This is a genomic window from Bradyrhizobium sp. INPA03-11B, assembly GCF_040446015.1.
GTDB classification, from domain to species: domain Bacteria; phylum Pseudomonadota; class Alphaproteobacteria; order Rhizobiales; family Xanthobacteraceae; genus Bradyrhizobium; species Bradyrhizobium macuxiense_A.
Genome location: NZ_JASGSR010000075.1, coordinates 18,090 through 39,331, shown reverse-complemented (window position 1 = coordinate 39,331; position 21,242 = coordinate 18,090). Strand labels below are relative to the sequence as shown.

Below are 21,242 nucleotides of genomic sequence, written 5' to 3'. Positions count from 1 at the left end.
AATGCACCCCATCAGGCGACGGCCTTCGCGCCGATCCCGTACAGAAGCAAGTGCCCGGCGAGTGGATGACGCGAAAAGGGATTGACTAACCAAGGCCCGTTACAGAAGCCCGGATGAAGCGAAGCGTAATCCGGGGCCACCGTGTCCGCGGATTGACTGATCCCGGATTGCGCTCCGCTCCATCCGGGCTACGGACTACGGTTGCTCCATCACATGCCCTTGTTCGGGTTGATCAGGAATTTCTCGCCGGTCGCGCGCTTGCCGTAGACGGCGATGTTGTCGAGCTGCAGGGTTTCCTGCAACGACACCACCTTCGTGTAGTGACTGGCGAAGGTGGTCTTCAGCTCGGCGACCACGCGCTGGCGCAGCTTGTTGCCCGCCTCCGGACCGATCTTCATCAGGAACGGGAACAAGAGCCAGCCGCCGACGCCCCAGGCCATGCCGAAGCCGCGCGGCAGCTCGATCGAACGGGTGTCGAGGCTGCCATAGACGTAGACCTGCTTGTGCACATTCGAGCCGTAGCGGCTGTAGGCCTTGGCGGTCTTGTTGATCGCGGTCTCCATCGCAACCAGGATCTGGCCCGCGAGCTTGCCGCCGCCGATCGCATCGAAGGCGATGGTCGCGCCGGTCTCGACCAGTGCGGCGGTGAGCTTGTCCATGAAATCGGGCGCGCTGGAATCGACGATATGCTTGGCGCCGATCTTGTGCAGGATGTCGGCCTGCTCCTTGTTGCGCACGATGTTGACGAGGCCGATGCCGTCCTTGAGGCAGATCCTGTTCAGCATCTGACCGAGGTTCGACGCCGCCGCCGTGTGTACCAGCGCCTTGTGGCCCTCGCGCCGCATCGTCTCGGTCATGCCGAGCGCGGTCAGCGGATTGACGAAACAGGACGCGCCTTCCGCCGGCGTGGTGCCCTCGGGCAGCGGCAGGCATTCGTTGACCCGCAGCGTGCGGTATTGCGCATACATTGCGCCACCGATCATCGCGACGGTCTTGCCCATCAGCGCTTTCGCCGCGTCCGACGAGCCGGTCCGGATCACGACGCCGGCGCCTTCATTGCCGACCGGCATCGACTCGTCGAGCCGGGCGGCGAGGCCCGGCAATGCCGCTTCCGGCACGCGCGCGGTCACCACGGGCAATTCCTTGCTGCCGGAGACCTTGGCGGCGGTCATGTCAGCCGGGCCGATCAAAAGACCGAGGTCGGACGGATTGATCGGGGTCGCCTCGACCCGGACCACGACCTCGTCGGGACCGGGCTCGGGGGTCGGGACATTGACCAACGACAATTCCAGTTCGCCATCCTTCTTGAGCAGCGAACGCAGTTGCAGACCGCTCTTGCCGTCACTCATCCCGACCTCCCCTTTTTGCGTTTTATTCAGTCCCGATCAATTGGGGCGCTAGGCCAGCGCCTTCAAGGCCGCCCTGCCGGCGTATTTCGCCTGGGTGCCGAGCTGCTGCTCGATGCGCAGCAGCTGGTTGTACTTGGCGGTACGGTCGGAGCGCGCCAGCGAGCCGGTCTTGATCTGCCCGCAATTGGTGGCGACCGCGAGGTCGGCGATCGTGGAGTCCTCGGTCTCGCCGGAGCGGTGCGACATCACGGCGGTGTAGCCGGCCTTGTAGGCCATCTCGATCGCCGCCAGCGTCTCGGTCAGCGTGCCGATCTGGTTGACCTTGACCAGGATCGAGTTGGCGCGGCCGTGCTTGATGCCGTCGGCAAGCCGGGTGACGTTGGTGACGAACAGATCGTCACCAACCAGCTGGCACTTGTTGCCGATCGCATCCGTCAGCTCCTTCCAGCCGTCCATGTCGTCCTCCGACATGCCATCCTCGATCGTCACGATCGGATAGCGGCCGACGAGGTCGGCGAGATACTTCACCTGCTCCGAACGCGAGCGGGTCTTGTTCTCGCCGCCATAGACATAGGAGCCTTCCTTGAAGAATTCGGTGGAGGCGCAGTCGAGGCCGAGCACGACGTCATCGCCCGCCTTGTAGCCGGCCTTGCCGATCGCGTTCATGACGAACTCGAGCGCGGCGTCGGCCGACGGCAGGTTCGGCGCGAAGCCGCCTTCGTCACCGACATTGGTGTTGTGGCCGGCCTTCTTCAGTTCGCCGCGCAGCGTGTGGAAGATCTCCGAACCGCAACGCAGCGCTTCGGCGAACGAGGTGGCGCCGACCGGCAGGATCATGAATTCCTGGAAGTCGATCGGATTGTCGGCATGCACGCCGCCATTGATGATGTTCATCATCGGCACCGGCAGCGTCCGCGCCGAGGTGCCGCCGACATAGCGGTACAGCGGCATGTCGAACGATTCAGCCGCGGCCTTGGCGCAGGCCAACGACACGCCGAGGATGGCGTTGGCCCCTAACCGGCTCTTGTTCGGCGTGCCGTCGAGCTCGATCATGATCTGGTCGATCGCGACCTGCTCCTCGACGGCTTGGTCGCTGAGCGCCTCGAAGATCTCGCCGTTGATGGCGGCAACCGCCTTCTCGACGCCCTTGCCGAGATAACGCGACTTGTCGCCGTCACGGAGTTCCACCGCCTCATGGGCGCCGGTGGAGGCGCCCGACGGCACCGCCGCGCGACCGATCGACCCATCCTCCAGCACCACATCGACCTCGACGGTGGGGTTGCCGCGGCTGTCCAGGATTTCGCGGCCGATGATGTCGACGATGTCAGTCATGAGTACCTCTTGTGGCAGTGAGGGGGGCGGATGGCGGTGCTTCTACCGCAATGCATCGAGGGGGAAAAGGCGGGTGACGGGCGGAATTGCCGTCCTTTGCATGGGGTTGTTTTGCGGGAAAACCGGTTTCCACTTTTCCGGATCATGCTCTATGAGGACCCCACGGAGACCCCTCATGGCGAAGAAATCCAGCAGATCAACGACCTCCCCCGGCCTGCAGCTCGGCCGTGCGGTGGAATGGCCCGACGCGCCGGAGAAGGCGCAGCTCGACCGCGTGCCCAATCCGCAGGCTGGTACCGATTATCTGGTACGCTTCACGGTGCCGGAATTCACCTCGATCTGCCCGGTAACGGGCCAACCGGACTTCGCGCATCTGGTGATCGACTACGTGCCCGGCCGCTGGCTCCTCGAATCCAAGTCGCTGAAACTGTTCGCCGCGAGCTTCCGCAACCACGGCGCATTCCACGAGGACTGCACTGTCATGATCGGCAAGCGGATCACCGACGAGATCAAGCCGAAATGGCTGCGCATCGGCGGCTACTGGTATCCGCGCGGCGGCATCCCGATCGACGTATTCTTCCAGACCGGCAGGCTGCCAAAGGGGCTGTGGGTTCCCGACCAGGGCGTCGCGACATATCGCGGGCGCGGTTAGATATAGATAGTTCGCCATACCCAATAGATTCCGGATGGGGGAAGTGAAGCGAAGGTCGATGGCGGTCCTACTCGCAGGCTCGGTGGGCTTCGCGCTTGGAGCAGCCACACTGGGATTCGCCGGTCTGTCGATCGGTATCTCTTTTCTCGGTCACGTACGCGGGGGCGTTCACAGTGATTGGACCTCCGTCGTGCTCTTCGGAACCCTGGCATGCTTTGGACTGGGTGGGGTTGCAGGCGCCAAGGCAGCCGCTCGCCTCGCCAAATCCCACACTGCTGAGGAGGAATAGCCTCGGTGTGCCTACAATAGACCGGGCCGACGCTGCCCCATGAAAAAGAACAACGAGCGCAGCGACAGCTCGGTGGCGCTCGTGCTTCGACCGATAGCTCGCTGGCGAACACCCGCAGGCAGCCGTCCAGCTTGAATCGATCCGGCTACGAGCCTGCTGCGGGCTAGTCAATCCACGTCGTAGTGCGACCGCGGCGCGTGAAGTGAATTCGTACGACACTGCGGCTTATTCTTGAAACTTGTGAGGCAAGGTTCCGTGTTGCGGTTTGCGCCGTCGCGAAAGCGATTGAGCAACAACAAGGATTCCTGACTCACGAAATGTTCCGCGAACCGCAGAAAATTTGCGCGGCCAATCGTCACATACGCGTCGTCCGTCAGGTGTCTTTTTGCGCTCCTCATCTCATCCTCAGGGAGCATTGAAATGGTTACGATCAGCGGAATGAAAACGTTCGCGTCGGGCACGGCGGTTGACGCAACGGCTCCCGACTCCATTACGACTGCGAACGGGACGATCTTCGTCGAATACGGCAATGGTGCAGACTCCACCGGCGCCGGCGGCTCGAGCACGATCGTGCAGTATGACAAGAGCGGCAAAGTCGAACACAGCTATACGATCGCCGGATCGGTCGATGGTCTGAAGTACAATCCATACACCGGCGAGATCTGGGCGCTTCAGAACCAGGACGGAAACTCCACGCTCACGCTGATCGATCCCCTCACCCACCAGGTGACCGGCCCGCTGAGCTTCGCCGATCCATCCGCGACGCGCGGCTATGATGACGTCGTCTTCAAGGGCGACAAGGTGTTCCTGAGCTACACCAATCCGAACGGAGCCGGCGATCCGACGCTCGTCGAACTGCTCAACGGCGACCATCCGAGCGGGACCTTGCTGACGGCGACGATCCTGACCGATGGTGCCACCGGCTTCAACACGGTCACGAGCGCCACCGAAGTGGTCCCGCAGTCCGATCCGGATTCGCTCAAGCTCGCCCCCGACGGCGACCTGATCTTCACCGACGGCGCCGACGGCACCATCATCGATGTTCAGCATCCCGGGACGGCCAGTCAGGCGATCGCGTTCACGACGATCAAGGGCATTCCTGCCGGCTCCGTCGGCAATTCCGGCCTCGACGACGTGATCAAGCCAGGCGCCACTGCCGGTACGTTCTACATGACCGATACGAAGACCGGGAACGTCTATTCTTTCCACGCGAGCGGCCTCAACATCAACGACTATTACGCATCGGTTGCGAGCCTCGGCGGGTTCGGCCAGGTCGATCCGACGACCGGCGTCTTCACGCCGCTGGTCACCGGAGCGAACTTTTCCGCCGCGCACGGCCTGATCTTCGTTCCGGACAAGAATGCGCCCCCGATGGCGCATGTGGATTCGATCGCGACATTTGCCGCTCCCCCGAACGGGGTGACCGGCCTGGATTCGATCACCATCGCGAACAAGTACGTGTTCGTCGAATACGGCAATGGCGTCGACTCGACCGGCGCCGTGCCGGGCGACAGCACGATCATCCAGTACGATCGCGCGGGACACTTCGTGCACGCTTATTCGATCGCGGGATCAGTGGACGGGCTGAAGTACAATCCCGAAACCGGAATGGTCTGGGCATTGCAGAACCAGGACGGCCGCTCGTCGCTGTCGCTGATCGATCCCAACACGCAGACGGTCACTGCGCATTTCGACTACGCCAACACGTCGACCTCGCGCGGCTATGATGACGTGGTGTTCAAGGGCAACGAGGTGTTCCTCAGCTATACGAATCCGACCGGCAACGGTGATCCGACCATCGTCAAGCTCCTGAACGGCACGAACCCCAAGCCTGGCGACCTGCTTACCACCACCCCCGTGCTGCTCGACGGCGCCGTGGGTTACGATACCGTGACCGGCAAGATGGAGGTGGTGCCGCAGGCCGACCCGGATTCGCTGAAGCTCGCCGCGAACGGCGATCTGATCTTCTCCAGCGGCGACGACGGCGCGATCATCGACGTCCAGAATCCGGGCACGTCCGAGCAGGCGATCGCGTTCACTCCGATCCAGGGAATTCCTGCCGGATCAGGCGCCGGCCTCGACGACGTCATCAAACCGACCGCGACATCGGGCACCTTCTACATTTCGGACGCAAAGGATGGTCACGTCCTGACGGTGCATGCGAGCGGCCTCAACCCCAACGACTACTATGCCTCGGTCGGTTCGCTCGGCGCGTTCGGCCAGATCGACGAGAACACCGGTATCTTCACCGCGCTGGTATCCAGCGAGAATGCACCGGGCTTCAGCTTCGGTTCGCCGCACGGCGTTGCGTTCGTCCCCGACAAGAACGCGGCGCCATTTCCCGAAATCAGTTCGGTCAAGACCTTCCAGGCCCCGCCCGACGGGGCGACCCAGCCCGATTCCGTCACGACCGCACACGGCTCGACCTTTGTCGAATACGGCAATGGCGCCGATTCGACCGGCGCCGGAGGCTCCAGCACCATCGTGCAATACGACAAGCACGGCGACGTGGAATTCACATACTCGATCACAGGATCGGTCGATGGCCTGAAATACAACCCAACGACCGGCGATATCTGGGCACTCCAGAATCAAGACGGTAATCCCACCCTCACGCTGATCAATCCGGAGACGCATGCGGTCTCCGCGCCGCTCAGCTACGCCGACGCGAGTGCGAGCCGCGGCTATGACGATGTGGTGTTCAAGGGCGACAAGGTGTTCCTGAGCGAGACCAACCCCGTCAATCCCGGCGATGCAACCGTGGTCCAGCTCCTCAACGGCGATCATCCGTCTGGTACGTTGACGACCAAGCCCATTCTTGAATTTGGCGCTACCGGTCTGGACACCGTGACCGGCAAGACCGAGGTCGTGCCTCAGAACGATCCGGACTCGTTGAAGCTCGCCCCGAACGGCGACCTGTTGCTGTCGAGCGGCGACGACGGGACCATCATCGATATCAAGAATCCCGGCACGACCCACCAATCGGTGTCGTTTACGCCGATTGCGGGCGTCGGCGCCAAGGCCGGTCTCGACGATGTCATTGAAGCAGGTGCCAAGTCGGGTACGTTCACATTGACCGATACGGCCACCGACAAGGTCTTCTCGTTTCACGCGACCGGCCTGAACCCCGACGATTACTACGCCTCGGTCGGCAGCCTGAAGGCGTTCGGCCAGGTCGACCCGACCACGGGCGCATTCACGCCGCTGCTGTCGGCCGACAATGCGCCCCGGTTCGACTTCAGCTCTCCGCACGGCGTCAGCTTCACGCCCGACCCTTCTCCCGCGGCCGGTCATGTCGCGACATCGGTGCACGCCGATAGCTTCGTGTTTGCCGATGGCGGCAACAACGCCGGCGCCGAAGCCGGCACTCCCCAGCCGCTTTCATTTGAAGGCCCTTCACATGCAGAACAGCTTGCGCAACTTGCTTCCGACGTCTCGCATAGCAGTTCGGATTGGCTGCATGAGACTACGATGCAGTACGTGGCGATGGGGCACGATGCCTTCCATCTGACCTAGCGATCGCGCATTTTCGGAACGGTGCTGCGAGGACGCGGACAGTTCCTCGCAGCAGCGCTCAGGAGCCGGCATGCGCGTCAGCCGGCGCACGCTGCCTGAGGAATCTGGCACAGATGAAGCCAAGCACCACCATCACGGCGGCGGCCGAGACCAGCGTCGCCGTCTTGCCGGCGTGTTGCAGCCCAAAACCATAGGCGATCGGGCCGACGGTCTGGCCCATGAAGAAGAAGAACGAGTGCAGCGACAGTGCGGTGGCGCGCGCTTCGACCGAGAGTTCGCTGGCGAACACCTGCAGGCAGCCGTGGATCATGTAGAAGCCGAGGCCCATCACCAGCAGGCCCGCCATCTGCAGCTTCCAGTGCGGCCCGAAGGCGACGCCGACGAGCTGGATTGCGACCAGCGTGGCGCCGACGATCATCATCCCCCTCACCCCGATCAACGGCAGCAGGCGCGCCACGGTCAGCGTGTAGAGCAATCCGCCGATCGCAAAGCCCGCGATCACGATGCCGGCGACCGACAGCGAGGTCTCGCCGAGCTCGAACAGGAACGAGGCGATGAAGGGAAACAGCCCGAGCACGCAGCAGCCTTCGATGAAAACCGCCGAATAGCAGATCCGCGCGTTCGGGTTGGTGAAGATGGTACGATAGCCGTGGCGCAACGCCTTCAGGCTGGTGCGCGGCGGACGGTTCAGCGCAGCGCCGCGGAAGCCGGCCGCGACCGCCAGCGCGACGATGATCACGAGACCGCCGAGCACCGCGAGCACGCCGCGCCAGCCGAGCAGATCGCCGATCAGGCCGGAGGCCGTGGCGCCGAGCAGATTGCCGGTCATCGAGCCCGCCAGCGTCCGTCCGATCGCAAGCTGCCGCTTGTCCGGGCCGACCAGATCGCTGGTCAGCGACAGCGCCACCGGAAACACGCCGCCCGAGCCGATGCCGGCGAGGATGCGGGTCACGAACAGCATCGGAAACGAGATCGAGAGTGCGCCGAGGATGTTGGCCGCGCCGAGCAGCACCAGGCAGATCGTCATCAGCCGCGCCTTGCCGAACAGATCGGCGGCGGCGCCGATCGCCGGCTGGATTGCGGCAAAGGTGAAGGCGAACACCGCGGCAAAGCTCGCCGCGGTCGCAATGCTGACGCTGAAATCCTCGGCAACATGGGGCAGCACAGGATCGAGTGCACGCACCGACAGGCTCGCCGCGAAAGTCGCCAGCGTGATGACGTTGAGGGCCGGCGGCATGCCGCTGGTTGCGGTCATGTCGTCGTCACCTCCGTCAGGCTGCGGTCTTGGCCAGCGCGTCGAACTGCATCAACCGCTTGACGAGGGATTCGAAGTCGCGCAGCGGCACCATGTTGGGGCCGTCGGACGGCGCGTGATCCGGATCGGGATGGGTCTCGATGAACACGCCGGCGACGCCGACCGCGACCGCCGCGCGCGCCAGCACCGGCACGAATTCGCGTTCGCCACCCGAGGATGTCCCCTTGCCGCCGGGCTGCTGCACCGAATGGGTGGCATCGAAGATTACGGGCGCACCGGTGGTGCGCGAAAGGATCGGCAGCGCTCGCATGTCGGATACCAGCGTGTTGTAGCCGAATGACGCGCCGCGCTCGGTGACCAGCACATTGGCGTTGCCGGCGCCGGTGATCTTGCTGACCACATTTGTCATGTCCCACGGCGCCAGGAACTGGCCCTTCTTGACATTGACGACCTTGCCGGTCGCAGCCGCGGCCAGCAAGAGGTCGGTCTGCCGGCACAGGAAGGCCGGAATCTGCAGCACGTCCACCGCCTGCGCCGCCTCAGTGCACTGGTCGGGTTCATGCACGTCCGTCAGCACCGGCAACCCGAGCGAGGAGCGGATCTCGGCGAAGATCGGCAGCGCCTGCTTCAGCCCGATGCCGCGCGCAGCCGATGCGCTGGTGCGGTTCGCCTTGTCGAACGAGGTCTTGTACACCAGGCCAATCTTGAGCCGCGCCGCGATCTCCTTCAGCGCGGACGCCACTTCAAGCGCATGCGCGCGGCTCTCGAGCTGGCAGGGACCGGCGATGATCGAGATGGGCAAGGCATTGCCGAATTTGGCCGATCCGACGGCAACGATCGGCGCAGCGGCTTGCTCGGAAACCTGATTGGTCAAAATGTGCATCCTTTTGCCGGCGACCATGCAGTCCTGTGCGGGGCGGATCAAGCCATCCCGCGCGATGAGGGGGTTGCGCTGACGCCGTGGGTGCGCCGTGCTATCACAATCCTGCCCTATCCGCCCCTATAGAGCGTTTTCGAGCGAAGTGGGTACCGGTTCGCGTGAAGAAAACGCGTCAAAACAATAAATCTAGAGCTCCGTTCCGATTCAATCGGAGCGGAAAAAGCTCTAGATTGGCGCGGAACAGATTCCCATGAGGAACGACATGCGCCCTTTGCTTGTGATCGTAGCCGCGGCCGCCTCGGCGATGTCGGGTCTGGCCTACGGCCAGGCCAGCAGCCAGCCCGGGGTCGTCACTAGCGGCGCCAACGGCGTCACGGTCAACGGCAAGCCCGCCGCGCGCAGCGGCGACACCACCAGCAATGGCGGCCCGCTCGTCGAAGGCGTGCCCAATGTCCTGATCAACGGCAAGCCGGCGGTGGTCATGGGCGACCGCACGCATTGCGGCGGCAAGACGGCCTCCGGCAGCCACGGCGTCTTCATCAACGGCAAGCCGATGGTGACCCAGGGCGATCAGACCTCAGGCTGCCCGCAATAGGAGCGCTGCGGCGTTTCCCCAGCGGCCAAAATATCGAAAACAACCCCATGCAAAGGAGCTGGCGGCTTACCGGCGTTCGACAAGGCAGCTTGACCCGTCGGGCAAATCAGGGATATATTTCCAATATTCCGAAATCGTGCAAACGCCCCTCGCCCACAATGCTGTCGCATATGGCGTACGCGATCACGTTTGCCCTGAAGCGACGAAGCAATCCAACGCGCGCATATGCGGTACCAATGGATTGCTTCGCGGAGCCCATCATCGGGCGCGCATTTGCGCGACCCATTGGCTCGCAACGACGGCAGCCGGCACTACTTGACCGCTGAAAACGCGGTCGGCACCAGAAGCTGGTTTTCGATGGTGAGAACGATCTGACCGTCCTCCTCGCTCTTGGCGCGCGCGGCGATCCATTCCGGATCGGTCGTGAACGCGGTCCATTTCTTCTCGCGCTCGGCGAGCGACTCCCAGGCCAGCAGATAGGTCAAGTCCTGGTTGGATTCACCGACCAGCGTCGTGAAGAAGCCGGCCTGCCTGATGCCGTGCTTGTCCCAGAGCTTCAGCGTGATGGTCTCGAAGCGCTTGAGCAGCGCCGGCAGCCGGCCCGGCAGGCAACGATAGACGCGCGTCTCGTAGATCATTGGCGATACTCCCAGATCTTGTTCGCAAAAGCGCGCACGTTCTGACAACAAACCCGGGCCAAGTCAAAATGGCCCGGTCGAAATGGCGTGGTCCAGTCCCTCGCTTCCGGCATGGCCCGTCCGCACCCGCCGCACATCTTCACACCGGCTTCACCTCACCGGCAAACTTGGCCGCTCGCGATAATTGCCGGGCCGTCCGCCATCATCTATACAACCCTTAAGTGAAAGAGGTGGCGAATGTATCTCATGAGATTGCTGCGCGCCGGCGTGCTGCTGGTGGCTGCACTCGGATGTCTTTTGGGGTTTCATGGCGCCACAGCCCAACAGGCCCAACAAGGGACCGATAACCGGCTCAAGGAAGTCCAGCTGGGCAAGGATGCGTTTACCTTGGGCGACCCGGTACCGGCCTGGGCCGAGCAACCGCCGATCCCGGAGATTCCCAAGACCGCGTCCTTGCCGGTGGTCGTCCGTCTCGCCGACACTCAGTACCTGATTGGAAAGGTTCCCGCGCTCTTCGTCCGGCGCGCCACGCAGATCAACGATGCAGCGGCGCTAACTGCGGCTGGACGCCTTTCGATCGCATTCGCGCCTGAATATGAGCATGTCCAGCTGCACGCGATCCGCGTCTATCGCGGGCAGGAGCAGTTCGATCGGACGCTGACCTCCAACATCCGCTTCCTGCAACGCGAACAGGGCCTCGAGCACGGCGTCTATAGCGGCCGGGTGACCGCCTCCATCCTGATCGACGATCTGCGCGTCGGCGATACGCTGGAGATCGCCTATACGAGCTCGGGTCAAAATCCGGTGTTCGGCGGCAAGGCGTTCGGGCTGTCGCCGTGGGATCAGGGCTTGCCGACGCTGCGTCGGCGGGTCGTTCTGAATTACCCAACCAACCGATCGATCGCCTAGCGCGTGGTCGGCGACCGGCCGCTGCCCCCTCTCCTCCCGACCGAAACCGTGCGCGATGGTATCCGGCGCGTCAGCTTCGACCAGCAGCCGTTGCCTGGCTTTCCTGGAGAGACGATGGCTCCGCCGGATTTCTTCGGGCTTCGCTTCGTGCAGTTCTCCGAGTTTGCGAGCTGGACCGATGTCGCCGGCTGGGCAAGCAACCTGTTCGAGGCGACCGCGCCAAAGGACGGCGAGTTTCAGGACGTCGTGAAGCGCATCAAGGCGCTGCCGTCCGAGTCGGCCCGCGCCATGGCCGCGCTCGAGTTTGTGCAATCCCAGGTCCGGTATTTCTCGGTCGCGCTCGGCGAGAGCTCGCACCGGCCGACCTTGCCCGACGAGGTGTTGCGGCGCCGCTACGGCGACTGCAAGGACAAATCGCTGCTGCTGGTCACCCTGCTCCATGAACTCGGCATCAAGAGCCGGCCCGTGCTGCTGCAGATCGGACGCCATGGCGGACTGGAGAAAACGCTGCCCAGCCCGCAGTTCTTCGATCATGCCATCGTCGAAGCCACGATCGGCGGCAAGACCTACTTCCTCGACTCGACGCGCCTCGGACAGCATGGCGAGCTCGACCGCGCCGGCCAGGCCCATGGCGGCGTCCAGGTCCTCGTCGTGGCGCGCGAAACCGATTCCGTCTCGCGCGTCCCTGCCGACACCGGCGATATCGTCGGCGACGAAATCATCGAGCGCGCAACGCTGGCCAAGTTCGGCGAAGAGGGCCAGCTCGACGTCCGCCGGGTCTGGCGCGGGCTTGGCGCAGAGCAGCTCCGCGTCGTGCTCGAACGGGCAACCCACGAGCAGGTGACGAGGTTCGTCCGTGACGCCCTGGAACGCCGCTATCCCGGCGCGACGCTGGCCGGCGAGCCTGCCGTGCAGAACGACACCTTGAAGAACGAGCTCTCGATCTCGGCGCACTACAAAGTTCCCAAGCTCGCAACCGAGGCGGAAGCGAGCTGGGTCGTCGGCTACGCGGTGGACAATATGCAGAATGTGCTGATCGCCTCGCAGTCGGCGAGCCGCACCACGCCGCTACGGATTCCGGGTTTCCCGTACCACGGCAAATACAGTTTCGAGATGAGCTTTCCCGAACAGGTCAGCATCAGCATCGATCCGCGCGAGCACACCGTCGCCAACAAGTATTTCAATGCCACGGTCACCGAATATTTTCGCGGGCGCAATGCGAGGAAAACCGTCGAGCTGAAGACGTTGCAGCCATCGGTCGAGCCGGCGGATTACCCCAGCTATGCCGAAGACCTGCGTTCGCTCAACAAGGCGATCGGCAACGCCTTTGCGGTCAACAAGGCGATGTTCAACAATGATGCCGCCAAGGCGGATATCACGCACCACCTGCAGCAGCAGCACGAGGAGACCATCAAGAAGACGACCGAGATCATCGATGGCGGCAAGCTCTCCGGCAGCGATCTGGCCAACGGCTATTGCCTGCGCGGTCACGCCAGGGCCAACCTCGACCGCGTTGACGAGGCCCTGCAGGACGTCAACACCGCCGTACGCCTCGCGCCGAGCTCCGGGAACATCCTGGCCTGCCGCGCCAGCGTCTATTTTCGCGCAGGACAGTTCGACAAGAGCGTGACCGACTACTCCAACGCGATCGCGCTGGGCGGCGGCGCCGACGGCCTCGACATCTCATTCCGCTGGCGCGGAGTCGCACGGGTCTATGCGGGCCATATGCAGGAGGCGATCGAAGACTTCGCCAAGGCGAGTGAACTCGGCGACCGCGAAGCCCGGATCTACAGCGACATGTGGCTGATTGCGACCTACGGTCGCCTCGGCAAGCCGGCGCCCGACGACATGGTCAAGCGCGCCGGAGCCGAAGCGCAAGGTGAATGGCCGCGTGCCGGCCTCGCCATGCTGGCCGGCCTGATGTCGCCGGACGACATGCTCAAATCGCTCGAGAAGAAGGTCGGCGACGAGCGCCAGATGGCGCTGGCCGAAGCCTATTTCTATACCGGCCTGCGCAACCTCGCGCTCGGCGACACCAAGCAGGCGCAGGCGTCCTTCCAGAAGACGCGCGATATCGGCGTGATCGACTATATCGAGCAGGACTGCGCTGCGTTCGAGCTCGACCGTCTGAAGAAGCTGGGCGCGACGACCTCGGCCAAGCCCACCACGAACGGTACGGTCGCCCACTGATCTCGGTGCCGAGCGGCGGTCCCGGGTGCACCGTACCCCGATACTGCAGGCCGTGGGCGGCGCTCGCAATGTTGCTGCAATGTTGCTGCCCCTAGAACCAGTGCTTTGAAACCCGGATTTGCGGCATGCGGATATTGCTGGTTGAGGATGAGGCTGAGATGGCGGCGGCGCTGGCGCAGGCGCTGAAGGGCTACGACATGGTCGTCGACCATGTGCCGAACCTCGCCGAGGCCGAGGAAGCGATTTCCGCCGACGTGCATGGCGCCGTCCTGCTCGACCGCCAACTTCCCGACGGCGACGGCCTCACGCTGATCCCGAAGCTGCGCGCCAAGGCCGACGGCGTTCCGATCATCGTGCTGACCGCGCGCGGCGACCTCGCCGACCGCATCATTGGGCTCGACAGCGGCGCCGACGACTATCTGGCCAAGCCGTTCGCGGTCGAGGAGCTGCTGGCGCGGCTGCGCGCCGTGCTGCGCCGTCCCGCCGGCCTGCAGCTCGAGATCATCAAGGCCGGCCGCATGGCGTTCGATTGCAGCCATCGCGAGGCCAGCGTCAATGGCCGCCCGCTCGACCTGCCGCGGCGCGAGCTTCTGGTGCTGGAGACGCTGCTGCGCCGCCTCGGCCGCACCGTGTTGCGCGCGACGCTCGAGGAGGCCGTGTACAATTTCGAGGACGAGATCCAGTCGAACGCGCTCGACGCCCATGTGTCGCGGCTGCGGCGCAAGCTCGCCGATACCGATGCCGGCGTCGAGATCCACAGCATCCGCGGCGTCGGCTACCTGCTCAAGCAGGTGTCATGAGCGAAACCGCCGATCACTATTGCCTGCGCTCGCAACTGAGCTGGCGGCTGGTCGCGCTGCAGGCGCTGCTGCTCGCCATGCTGATCATTTGCCTGATCAGCGCATTGTGTGTCACCGGTTTCCTGATCGTCCCGCGCGATGAGGATCACGTCATTTCCATCGTGCAGAGCGCGGTCGCACGCGACGGGAACGGCGACCTGATTTTGCGCCCGACGGCCGAACTCAAGCAGCTTCGCGACAACACGCCCGAGCTCTGGTTCCTGGTGCGCGACCGGCAAGGCCATTCACTATCGGAAGGCGCAGTGCCGTCCGAATTTGCGAAAATCGGCGATGCACTCGACCAGATCAGCCAGGCCAGGCTCGGCTGGCAGATGTTCGAGGACGATCCGCGCAAGCCGCCGGCGCGGCTGAAACGCGTCAATTCCGACGCCGGCCCGGTGCAGGTGCTCACAGCCACGCAAGGGCCGACGTCGAGCGTCAAGACGGCGCTCGCCACGACGCTGGCGTTCCTTGCCGTCGCCCTGCCCGGCCTGCTCTTGATGGCGTGCGCCACGTTCATCGCAACGCCGATGGTGGTGAAGCGCGCTTTCGCCGGCCTCGACACCGCGGCCGACCAGGCGCGCCGGATCGATTTCCGCCAGCGCGGCAGCCGGCTGTCGGCCGACCATCTGCCGCTCGAGGTCGCGCCGCTGGTGACCGCCGTCAACGATGCGCTGACACGGCTCGACGACGGCTATTCGCGCCACCAGCGCTTCGTCGCGGATGCCGCGCACGAATTGCGCACCCCGATCGCGATCCTCAACACGCGGCTGGAGTCGCTGCCCGCAGGCCCTGAGAAAACCCGTCTGCTCGAGGATTCCGCACGGCTTGCAACGCTCGCCGAGCAGCTGCTCGATATCCAGCGCTTCGACCAGTGCCGCAATCCATTCGGGCGCGTCGATCTCGTCGCGGTCGCGCGCAATGTCGCCGCCGATCTCGCGCCGCTCGCGATCGCGGGCGGTTACGAATTGTCGCTCGATAGCGCCGCCGACCACGTCGAAACGCTGGGCGACCGCGCCGCGCTCGAACGGGCGCTGACCAATCTCGTGCAGAACGCCATCCAGCATGGCGGCCGCCGCGGCACCATCACCATCCATGTCGGCAACGCCGCGACGGTCGATGTGACCGACGAAGGCGACGGTATTCCGAAGCATGAGCGCACGCGGATCTTCGATCCGTTCTATCGTCTGGCGCCGCTCGACCGCGGCGCCGGCCTTGGTCTGAACATGGTGCGCGAGATCGCAAGGCTGCATGGCGGTCACGTCTCCGTGCTCGACGGACCGAAAGGCGGCGCGCGCTTCCGTCTCACATTACCGCCGGCGCCCTTCGCATCGTGATGCCAGAGCGCTTTCCAGCATCATCGCGCAATGTTCTCGCAATGCAGCCCCCGCAAAGAGGAGATCGCGCCGCGCGATCGAGTCGCGACGCGACGACACTTTGCTGGGAATCCCAATGGCACATGATCTCCTTTCTTTCTTCACGGCATGGATGGCCGCCCCCGGCCGCGTCGGCGCGATCGCGCCTTCGGGCGCGGCGCTCGCCGAACTGATCACGCGCGACATCAGCGCCAACACCGGCCCGGTGCTGGAGCTCGGTCCTGGAACGGGCGCCTTCACCTACCAGTTGCTGAAGCGCGGCGTGCGCCAGCAGGATCTCACGCTGATCGAATACGGCTCGGATTTCATGCGGCTGCTGCAGCTGCGTTTTCCCGGCGCGCGCGTGCTGTGGATGGACGCCGCGCGGCTGGCCTCGGAACGGCTGTACGACGGCGCGCCGGTCGGCGCTGTGGTCAGCGGACTGCCGCTGCTCAACATGTCGCCGCGCAAGGTGATCTCGATCGTCGGCGGCGCATTCAGCTATATGCGTCCCGGCGGCGCGTTCTATCAATTCACGTATGGGATGCGCTGCCCGATACGGCGGCCGATCCTCGACCGGCTCGGCCTGCGCGCCACGCTGGTCGATCGCGCCATCCTCAACGTGCCGCCCGCCGCGGTCTACCGGCTGACGCGGCGACCGCAGTACAAGCTGTTGACGCGTGACGTCACACCGGCGACCGGCACCAACGTTTCACCGCTCAAGAAGGAACGCCAGGCGAGCGAGGACTGCGCCGTGTGACGGCGCAGCTGACCGCTGTTACATCAGCCGGCTCTGCTTCGCCGCGGCCTCAATGAAGGACGCGAACAGCGGATGCGGCTCGAACGGCCGCGACTTCAGTTCGGGATGGAACTGGACGCCGATGAACCAGGGATGGTCCTCGTACTCGACGATCTCGGGCAGCACGCCGTCGGGCGACATGCCGGAGAAACGGAGGCCGTGCTGCTCGAGGCGATCCTTGTAGGCGGTGTTGACCTCGTAGCGGTGACGGTGCCGCTCGGAGATCTCGGTCGCGCCGCCATAGACCTGCGAGACGCGGCTGCCGCGGTTGAGCGCCGCCGGATAGGCGCCGAGCCGCATCGTGCCGCCGAGGTCGCCGCTCTGCGAGCGCTTCTCGAGCTCGTTGCCGCGCAGCCATTCGGTCATCAGGCCGACCAGCGGCTCATCGGTCGGGCCGAACTCGGTCGAATTGGCGTTCTCGATGCCGACCAGATTGCGCGCCGCCTCGATGACAGCCATCTGCATGCCGAAGCAGATGCCGAAATACGGCACGTCGCGCTCACGCGCGAACTGCGCCGCGCGGATCTTGCCCTCGGCGCCGCGCTGGCCGAAGCCGCCGGGCACTAGGATGCCGTTGACGTGCTCGAGGAACGGCGCCGGGTCCTCGTTCTCGAACACCTCGCTCTCGATCCAGTCGAGGTTGACCTTCACCTTGTTGGCGATGCCGCCATGCGAGAGCGCCTCAATCAGCGATTTGTAGGCGTCCTTCATGCCGGTGTACTTGCCGACGATCGCGATCGTCACCGCGCCTTCCGGATTGCGGACACGCTCGTTGATCACGTGCCAGCTCTGCAGCGCCGGCGGAATCTTAGCCGTGATGCCGAACGCGGCCAGCACCTCGTCGTCGAGGCCGGCGGCGTGATAGGCCTCGGGCACGGCGTAGATGTTGTCGACGTCGCGCGCCTCGATCACGGCGCTCTCGCGCACGTTACAGAACAGGCCGAGCTTGCGCCGCTCTTCCTTGGGGATTTCGCGATCAGTGCGGCACAGCAGGATGTCCGGCTGGATGCCGATCGAGCGCAGCTCCTTTACCGAGTGCTGCGTCGGCTTTGTCTTGAGTTCGCCGGCACTTGGAATGTACGGCAAAAGCGTCAGGTGAATGTAGACGGCGTGATCGCGCGGCAGCTCGTTCTTGAGCTGGCGGATCGCCTCGAAGAACGGCAGGCCCTCGATGTCGCCGACCGTGCCGCCGATCTCGACCAGCACGAAATCGTACTCGTCGTTGCCCGACAGCACGAATTCCTTGATCGCGTTGGTGACGTGCGGGACCACCTGGATGGTGGCGCCGAGATAATCGCCACGGCGCTCCTTGGTGATGATGTCCTGGTAGATACGCCCGGTCGTGATGTTGTCAGCCTTGGTGGCCGGACGACCGGTGAAACGCTCGTAATGGCCGAGATCGAGATCGGTCTCGGCGCCGTCGTCGGTCACGAACACTTCGCCGTGCTGATACGGCGACATCGTTCCGGGATCGAGGTTGAGATAGGGATCGAGTTTGCGAAGGCGGACTTTGTAGCCCCTAGCCTGCAGCAAAGCGCCGAGCGCCGCTGAAGCCAGACCCTTGCCGAGCGAGGAGACCACGCCGCCGGTGATGAATATGTACCGCGCCATGGGACTTTACCTTTAAGCCGACTCCACCGATTCGCAAAACGAATCGGTTGTTCCCGGCAAACAAACCACCGGGCTGTGGGTTACGTTAAATTGCGAGCGATTTCAGACTATTGATGGGTATTCCTGATGCAGGATGCCAGCGGTGCATCCTGCATGGCCACCCTGCTTTATTGCGACCGTGGTGCCTGCGGGCCGCTCGGAGCCTGCTGGCCCTGCTGCTCGTCGGTCTTCTTCAGCGAATCGAGGATGCCGCCGGAGGTCGGGGGCGTCAGCGGCGCACCGCTGGCCGGCTGGGTCTGCGCCGGTGCGCCGGTGCCGATGATCGAGCTCGGCTTGCGGTCGTAGCCGGCGTACCAGGACAGGAACAGGCTGGTCACGAAGAAGCCGACCGCGAGGATCGCCGTGGTCCGCGTCAGCAAATTCGCGGTGCCGCGGCTCGACATGAAGCCGGCGCCGCCGCCCATGCCAAGGCCACCGCCTTCGGATTTCTGCAGCAACACGGCGCCGATCATGACGGCGACGATCATGAGATGAATGATGATAACGACAGTCTGCATCGCAAGCCTTCCGTCACAAGCCGCCAAGCGGCCAGACAAACGGCGCTATCGGCTCTACGGTTTTCGTGAAGTCGCGCCCTGTTACACGATTGCACCGGGCATTGTCACCCCCGAGATAGTCGCATCGGCTGACATCACAAGCGATGCTGATGGTCCTCCCTCGGGGCCTTGATCGGAATCGCTCGATTCCATTATAATTGACATATGGATACTTTGGTAGACGATCTGAGCCAACGCCTCGCGCAGCGGATCAGGCTCGAACGCGATGGCCGCGGCTGGTCACTGGCTGAGCTTGCCGAACGCGCCGGCGTCTCGAAGGCGACCATCAGCAAGATCGAGCGCGCCGAGGTCAGCCCGACCGCGGTCGTGCTGGTGCGGCTCGCCTCCGCTTTCGACCTCACGCTGGCCGGCCTGATGCTGCGCGCCGAAGGCCAGGGCGAGCGGCTGTCACGCGCCGCCACGCAGTCGGTGTGGCGCGATCCTGAATCCGGCTATCTGCGCCGCCAGGTGTTCAGCCGTCCCGATCATCCGGTCGAGCTGGTGCGGGTCGAACTGCCGCCGAAGCAATCCGTGACCCTGCCCGCCTCGTCCTATGCCCACATCCGCCAACTGGTCTGGGTGCTGAGCGGCAGCCTCGTCATCACCGAAGGCGGCGCACGCCATGTGCTGGCGGCCGGCGATTGCCTTGGCTTCGGCCCGCCGGCGGAAACCACCTTTGCCAATGAGGGCAACGCCGGGTGCACGTATGTGGTCGCCCTGGCCCGGAGCTGATGCATGTCGCAGTTTTCCATCAAGCCGCTCACCGACGAGCCGGGGATTCGCAACGCGCTCAGCGAATTGCTGATCGAGACCGTCGCCAGCGGCGGCTCGGTGAGCTTCATGCATCCGCTGGCGCCGGAGGACGCTGATGCATTCTGGCGGGATTCGCTCAGTGCTGCGGCGCGCAGCGAGCGAGTAGTGCTCGGCGCGTTCGACGGCAATGATCTGATCGGCACCGTGACACTGCAATTGAAACTGCCGCCGAACCAGCCGCATCGCGCGGAAATCGCAAAAATGATGACGCGCGTCGCCCGCCGCGGTCGCGGCGTGGCGACCGCCTTGATGCGTGCCGCCGAGCAGCTCGCGATCGCGCACGGGCGCACATTGCTGGTGCTCGACACCGCCGAGGAGGACGGCGCCGCGCCGCTTTACGAGCGGCTGGGCTTTCAGCTCACCGGCCTCATCCCGGACTACGCGCTGAAGCCGCATGGCGGCCTCACCGGGACGCTGATTTATTGGAAGCGGATCGGTGCGGCTGCGGCCGCTTGATCCTGCCCCCCAAGCAGAGCTGCCGATGGCGGCTGACCGCGCAATACTGCCAATCCGTCACCCTGAGGAGCGCGCAGCGCGTCTCGAAGGGTCGACGGCCACCAGCCGGGCCGTCGATCCTTCGAGACGGCCGCGTTGCGGCCTCCTCAGGATGACGGTGTGAGAGCGCGATGCAAAATGGGCCCTAGCAGCCCGCCGCGATCGCCAGGAAGTCGGACGCCTTCAGGCTGGCGCCGCCGACCAGCGCGCCGTTGACGTTGGCGACGGCCATCAGCTCGGCGGCGTTCGACGGCTTGACCGAGCCGCCATAGAGTATCCTGATCTTGTTTCCCTCAGCCTTGAAGCGATCGGTGAGCTGTCCCCGGATAAACCTGTGAACTTCCTCGACATCTCCGGCGGTCGGGGTCAGGCCGGTGCCGATCGCCCAGACCGGTTCATAGGCCACCACCAGATTGGCCGCGGTCGAGCCGTCGGGCAGCGAGCCCGCAAGCTGGGTGCCGCAGACATCGAGCGTCTTGCCGGCGTCGCGCTGCTCGCGGGTCTCGCCGATGCAGACAATCGCGGTCAGCCCCGCGCGCCAGACCGCCTCCGCCTTCTGCCGAATCAAGGCATCGCTCTCGCCATGGTCGGCGCGCCGCTCGGAGTGGCCGACGATGATGGCGACCGCGCCGAGGTCCTTGAACATCTCCGCCGAGAGGTCGCCGGTGTGGGCGCCCGAGGCCTTCGGATGGCAGTCCTGAGCGCCGACGGCAACCTTCGAGCCGCGCGCCTTGTCGGCAAACGCGCCGACCAACGTCGCCGGCGGACAGACCAAGAGATCGGCCTTCCCGGCGACATCGCCGGCGCCGGCCAGCATCGCGTCGAACTCGGCAAAAGAGGATTTCAGGCCGTTCATTTTCCAGTTGCCGGCGATCAGCGGCCGGATGGCGTCGGTCATGTCGGATTTCCCATCATTCAAGCGTCCCCTGCGCTATCAGAGCCGGGCGGCGACTTCCAGAGCGCGGCTTCGTGCCTGCTGAACCGCTTCAATCCGCCCCCTTACCCATGGTTGCGGGGGGGCTTCGGCCACTTTATAAGCGTTTTCAATTCGGTGACGCCCTGTTGCCGGACGAAAAGTCCCGACTTTTGGTCCCATTTGGGCACGACCCGGTTCCCCTCCTGTAAAACA

The 21,242-nt window shown here is 64.5% G+C and carries 18 protein-coding genes; 10 read left to right on the top strand and 8 right to left on the bottom strand.

Going from position 1 to position 21,242, the window contains the following annotated elements; translation table 11 throughout:
• Positions 1 to 209: 209 nt before the first annotated feature.
• A complete protein-coding gene (locus tag QMZ05_RS27035; protein WP_353703526.1) occupies positions 210 to 1,349 on the bottom strand; it encodes a zinc-binding dehydrogenase in 1,140 nt (379 codons plus the stop codon).
• A gap of 48 nt (positions 1,350 to 1,397) precedes the next feature.
• Positions 1,398 to 2,681: a phosphopyruvate hydratase gene (eno, locus tag QMZ05_RS27030; RefSeq protein WP_050419639.1), complete on the bottom strand. Its 1,284-nt coding sequence runs from the start codon at positions 2,679 to 2,681 to the stop codon at positions 1,398 to 1,400.
• 175 nt (positions 2,682 to 2,856) lie between these two features.
• Between eno and queF the strand changes: the two genes are divergently transcribed.
• Together queF and QMZ05_RS27020 are read left to right on the top strand one after the other, a co-directional pair.
• Positions 2,857 to 3,333, top strand: a complete 477-nt coding sequence (queF, locus tag QMZ05_RS27025) for a preQ(1) synthase (protein WP_353703525.1) — start codon at positions 2,857 to 2,859, stop codon at positions 3,331 to 3,333.
• A 727-nt stretch (positions 3,334 to 4,060) separates the two neighbouring features.
• Positions 4,061 to 7,138, top strand: a complete 3,078-nt coding sequence (locus QMZ05_RS27020; protein ID WP_353703524.1) for a hypothetical protein — start codon at positions 4,061 to 4,063, stop codon at positions 7,136 to 7,138.
• Positions 7,139 to 7,196: 58 nt separating this feature from the next.
• Here the strand turns inward: QMZ05_RS27020 and QMZ05_RS27015 are convergent, their stop codons facing one another.
• Both QMZ05_RS27015 and kdsA read right to left on the bottom strand, forming a co-directional pair.
• Positions 7,197 to 8,393, bottom strand: a complete 1,197-nt coding sequence (locus QMZ05_RS27015; RefSeq protein WP_353703523.1) for an MFS transporter — start codon at positions 8,391 to 8,393, stop codon at positions 7,197 to 7,199.
• A gap of 16 nt (positions 8,394 to 8,409) precedes the next feature.
• Positions 8,410 to 9,276 (bottom strand): 3-deoxy-8-phosphooctulonate synthase, encoded by an 867-nt coding sequence (gene kdsA, locus QMZ05_RS27010; RefSeq protein ID WP_353703522.1) that lies wholly within the window; start codon positions 9,274 to 9,276, stop codon positions 8,410 to 8,412.
• Between the two features lie 259 nt (positions 9,277 to 9,535).
• On the opposite strand from kdsA, the gene QMZ05_RS27005 reads away from it, so the two are divergent.
• Positions 9,536 to 9,868: a PAAR domain-containing protein gene (locus tag QMZ05_RS27005; protein WP_353703521.1), complete on the top strand. Its 333-nt coding sequence runs from the start codon at positions 9,536 to 9,538 to the stop codon at positions 9,866 to 9,868.
• Positions 9,869 to 10,179: 311 nt separating this feature from the next.
• Here the strand turns inward: QMZ05_RS27005 and QMZ05_RS27000 are convergent, their stop codons facing one another.
• Complete coding sequence (locus QMZ05_RS27000; protein WP_353703520.1) at positions 10,180 to 10,506, bottom strand: NIPSNAP family protein; 327 nt, start codon at positions 10,504 to 10,506, stop codon at positions 10,180 to 10,182.
• 252 nt (positions 10,507 to 10,758) lie between these two features.
• On the opposite strand from QMZ05_RS27000, the gene QMZ05_RS26995 reads away from it, so the two are divergent.
• The 5 genes from QMZ05_RS26995 to QMZ05_RS26975 all read left to right on the top strand — a co-directional run bounded on the left by QMZ05_RS26995 (position 10,759) and on the right by QMZ05_RS26975 (position 16,559).
• Positions 10,759 to 11,415 (top strand): DUF3857 domain-containing protein, encoded by a 657-nt coding sequence (locus QMZ05_RS26995; protein ID WP_353703519.1) that lies wholly within the window; start codon positions 10,759 to 10,761, stop codon positions 11,413 to 11,415.
• A gap of 114 nt (positions 11,416 to 11,529) precedes the next feature.
• Entirely contained in the window at positions 11,530 to 13,605 is a 2,076-nt protein-coding gene (locus tag QMZ05_RS26990) for a transglutaminase domain-containing protein (protein ID WP_353703518.1), read from the top strand.
• A gap of 125 nt (positions 13,606 to 13,730) precedes the next feature.
• Complete coding sequence (locus QMZ05_RS26985) at positions 13,731 to 14,405, top strand: response regulator transcription factor (protein ID WP_353703517.1); 675 nt, start codon at positions 13,731 to 13,733, stop codon at positions 14,403 to 14,405.
• Positions 14,402 to 15,781, top strand: coding sequence for a HAMP domain-containing sensor histidine kinase (locus tag QMZ05_RS26980; protein WP_353703516.1), 1,380 nt, complete (start codon positions 14,402 to 14,404; stop codon positions 15,779 to 15,781). Before QMZ05_RS26985 ends, QMZ05_RS26980 begins: the two co-directional genes overlap by 4 nt.
• A 115-nt stretch (positions 15,782 to 15,896) precedes the next feature.
• The gene (locus QMZ05_RS26975) at positions 15,897 to 16,559 is read left to right on the top strand and encodes an SAM-dependent methyltransferase (RefSeq protein ID WP_353703515.1); all 663 of its coding nucleotides are present in this window, start codon (positions 15,897 to 15,899) and stop codon (positions 16,557 to 16,559) included.
• 18 nt (positions 16,560 to 16,577) lie between these two features.
• Here QMZ05_RS26975 and QMZ05_RS26970 read toward each other — a convergent pair whose 3' ends face one another.
• Both QMZ05_RS26970 and secG read right to left on the bottom strand, forming a co-directional pair.
• Positions 16,578 to 18,209, bottom strand: coding sequence for a CTP synthase (locus QMZ05_RS26970; RefSeq protein ID WP_050626415.1), 1,632 nt, complete (start codon positions 18,207 to 18,209; stop codon positions 16,578 to 16,580).
• Positions 18,210 to 18,376: 167 nt separating this feature from the next.
• Positions 18,377 to 18,766, bottom strand: a complete 390-nt coding sequence (gene secG / locus QMZ05_RS26965) for a preprotein translocase subunit SecG (RefSeq protein ID WP_353703514.1) — start codon at positions 18,764 to 18,766, stop codon at positions 18,377 to 18,379.
• A 204-nt stretch (positions 18,767 to 18,970) separates the two neighbouring features.
• Between secG and QMZ05_RS26960 the strand changes: the two genes are divergently transcribed.
• Positions 18,971 to 19,537 carry an XRE family transcriptional regulator gene (locus tag QMZ05_RS26960; protein WP_353703513.1) on the top strand — a complete coding sequence of 189 codons (567 nt, stop codon included), beginning with the start codon at positions 18,971 to 18,973 and terminating at the stop codon, positions 19,535 to 19,537.
• Positions 19,538 to 19,540: 3 nt separating this feature from the next.
• Positions 19,541 to 20,074 (top strand): GNAT family N-acetyltransferase, encoded by a 534-nt coding sequence (locus tag QMZ05_RS26955; protein WP_353703512.1) that lies wholly within the window; start codon positions 19,541 to 19,543, stop codon positions 20,072 to 20,074.
• 184 nt (positions 20,075 to 20,258) lie between these two features.
• Here QMZ05_RS26955 and tpiA read toward each other — a convergent pair whose 3' ends face one another.
• Entirely contained in the window at positions 20,259 to 21,011 is a 753-nt protein-coding gene (tpiA, locus tag QMZ05_RS26950; RefSeq protein WP_353703511.1) for a triose-phosphate isomerase, read from the bottom strand.
• Positions 21,012 to 21,242: the final 231 nt, after the last annotated feature.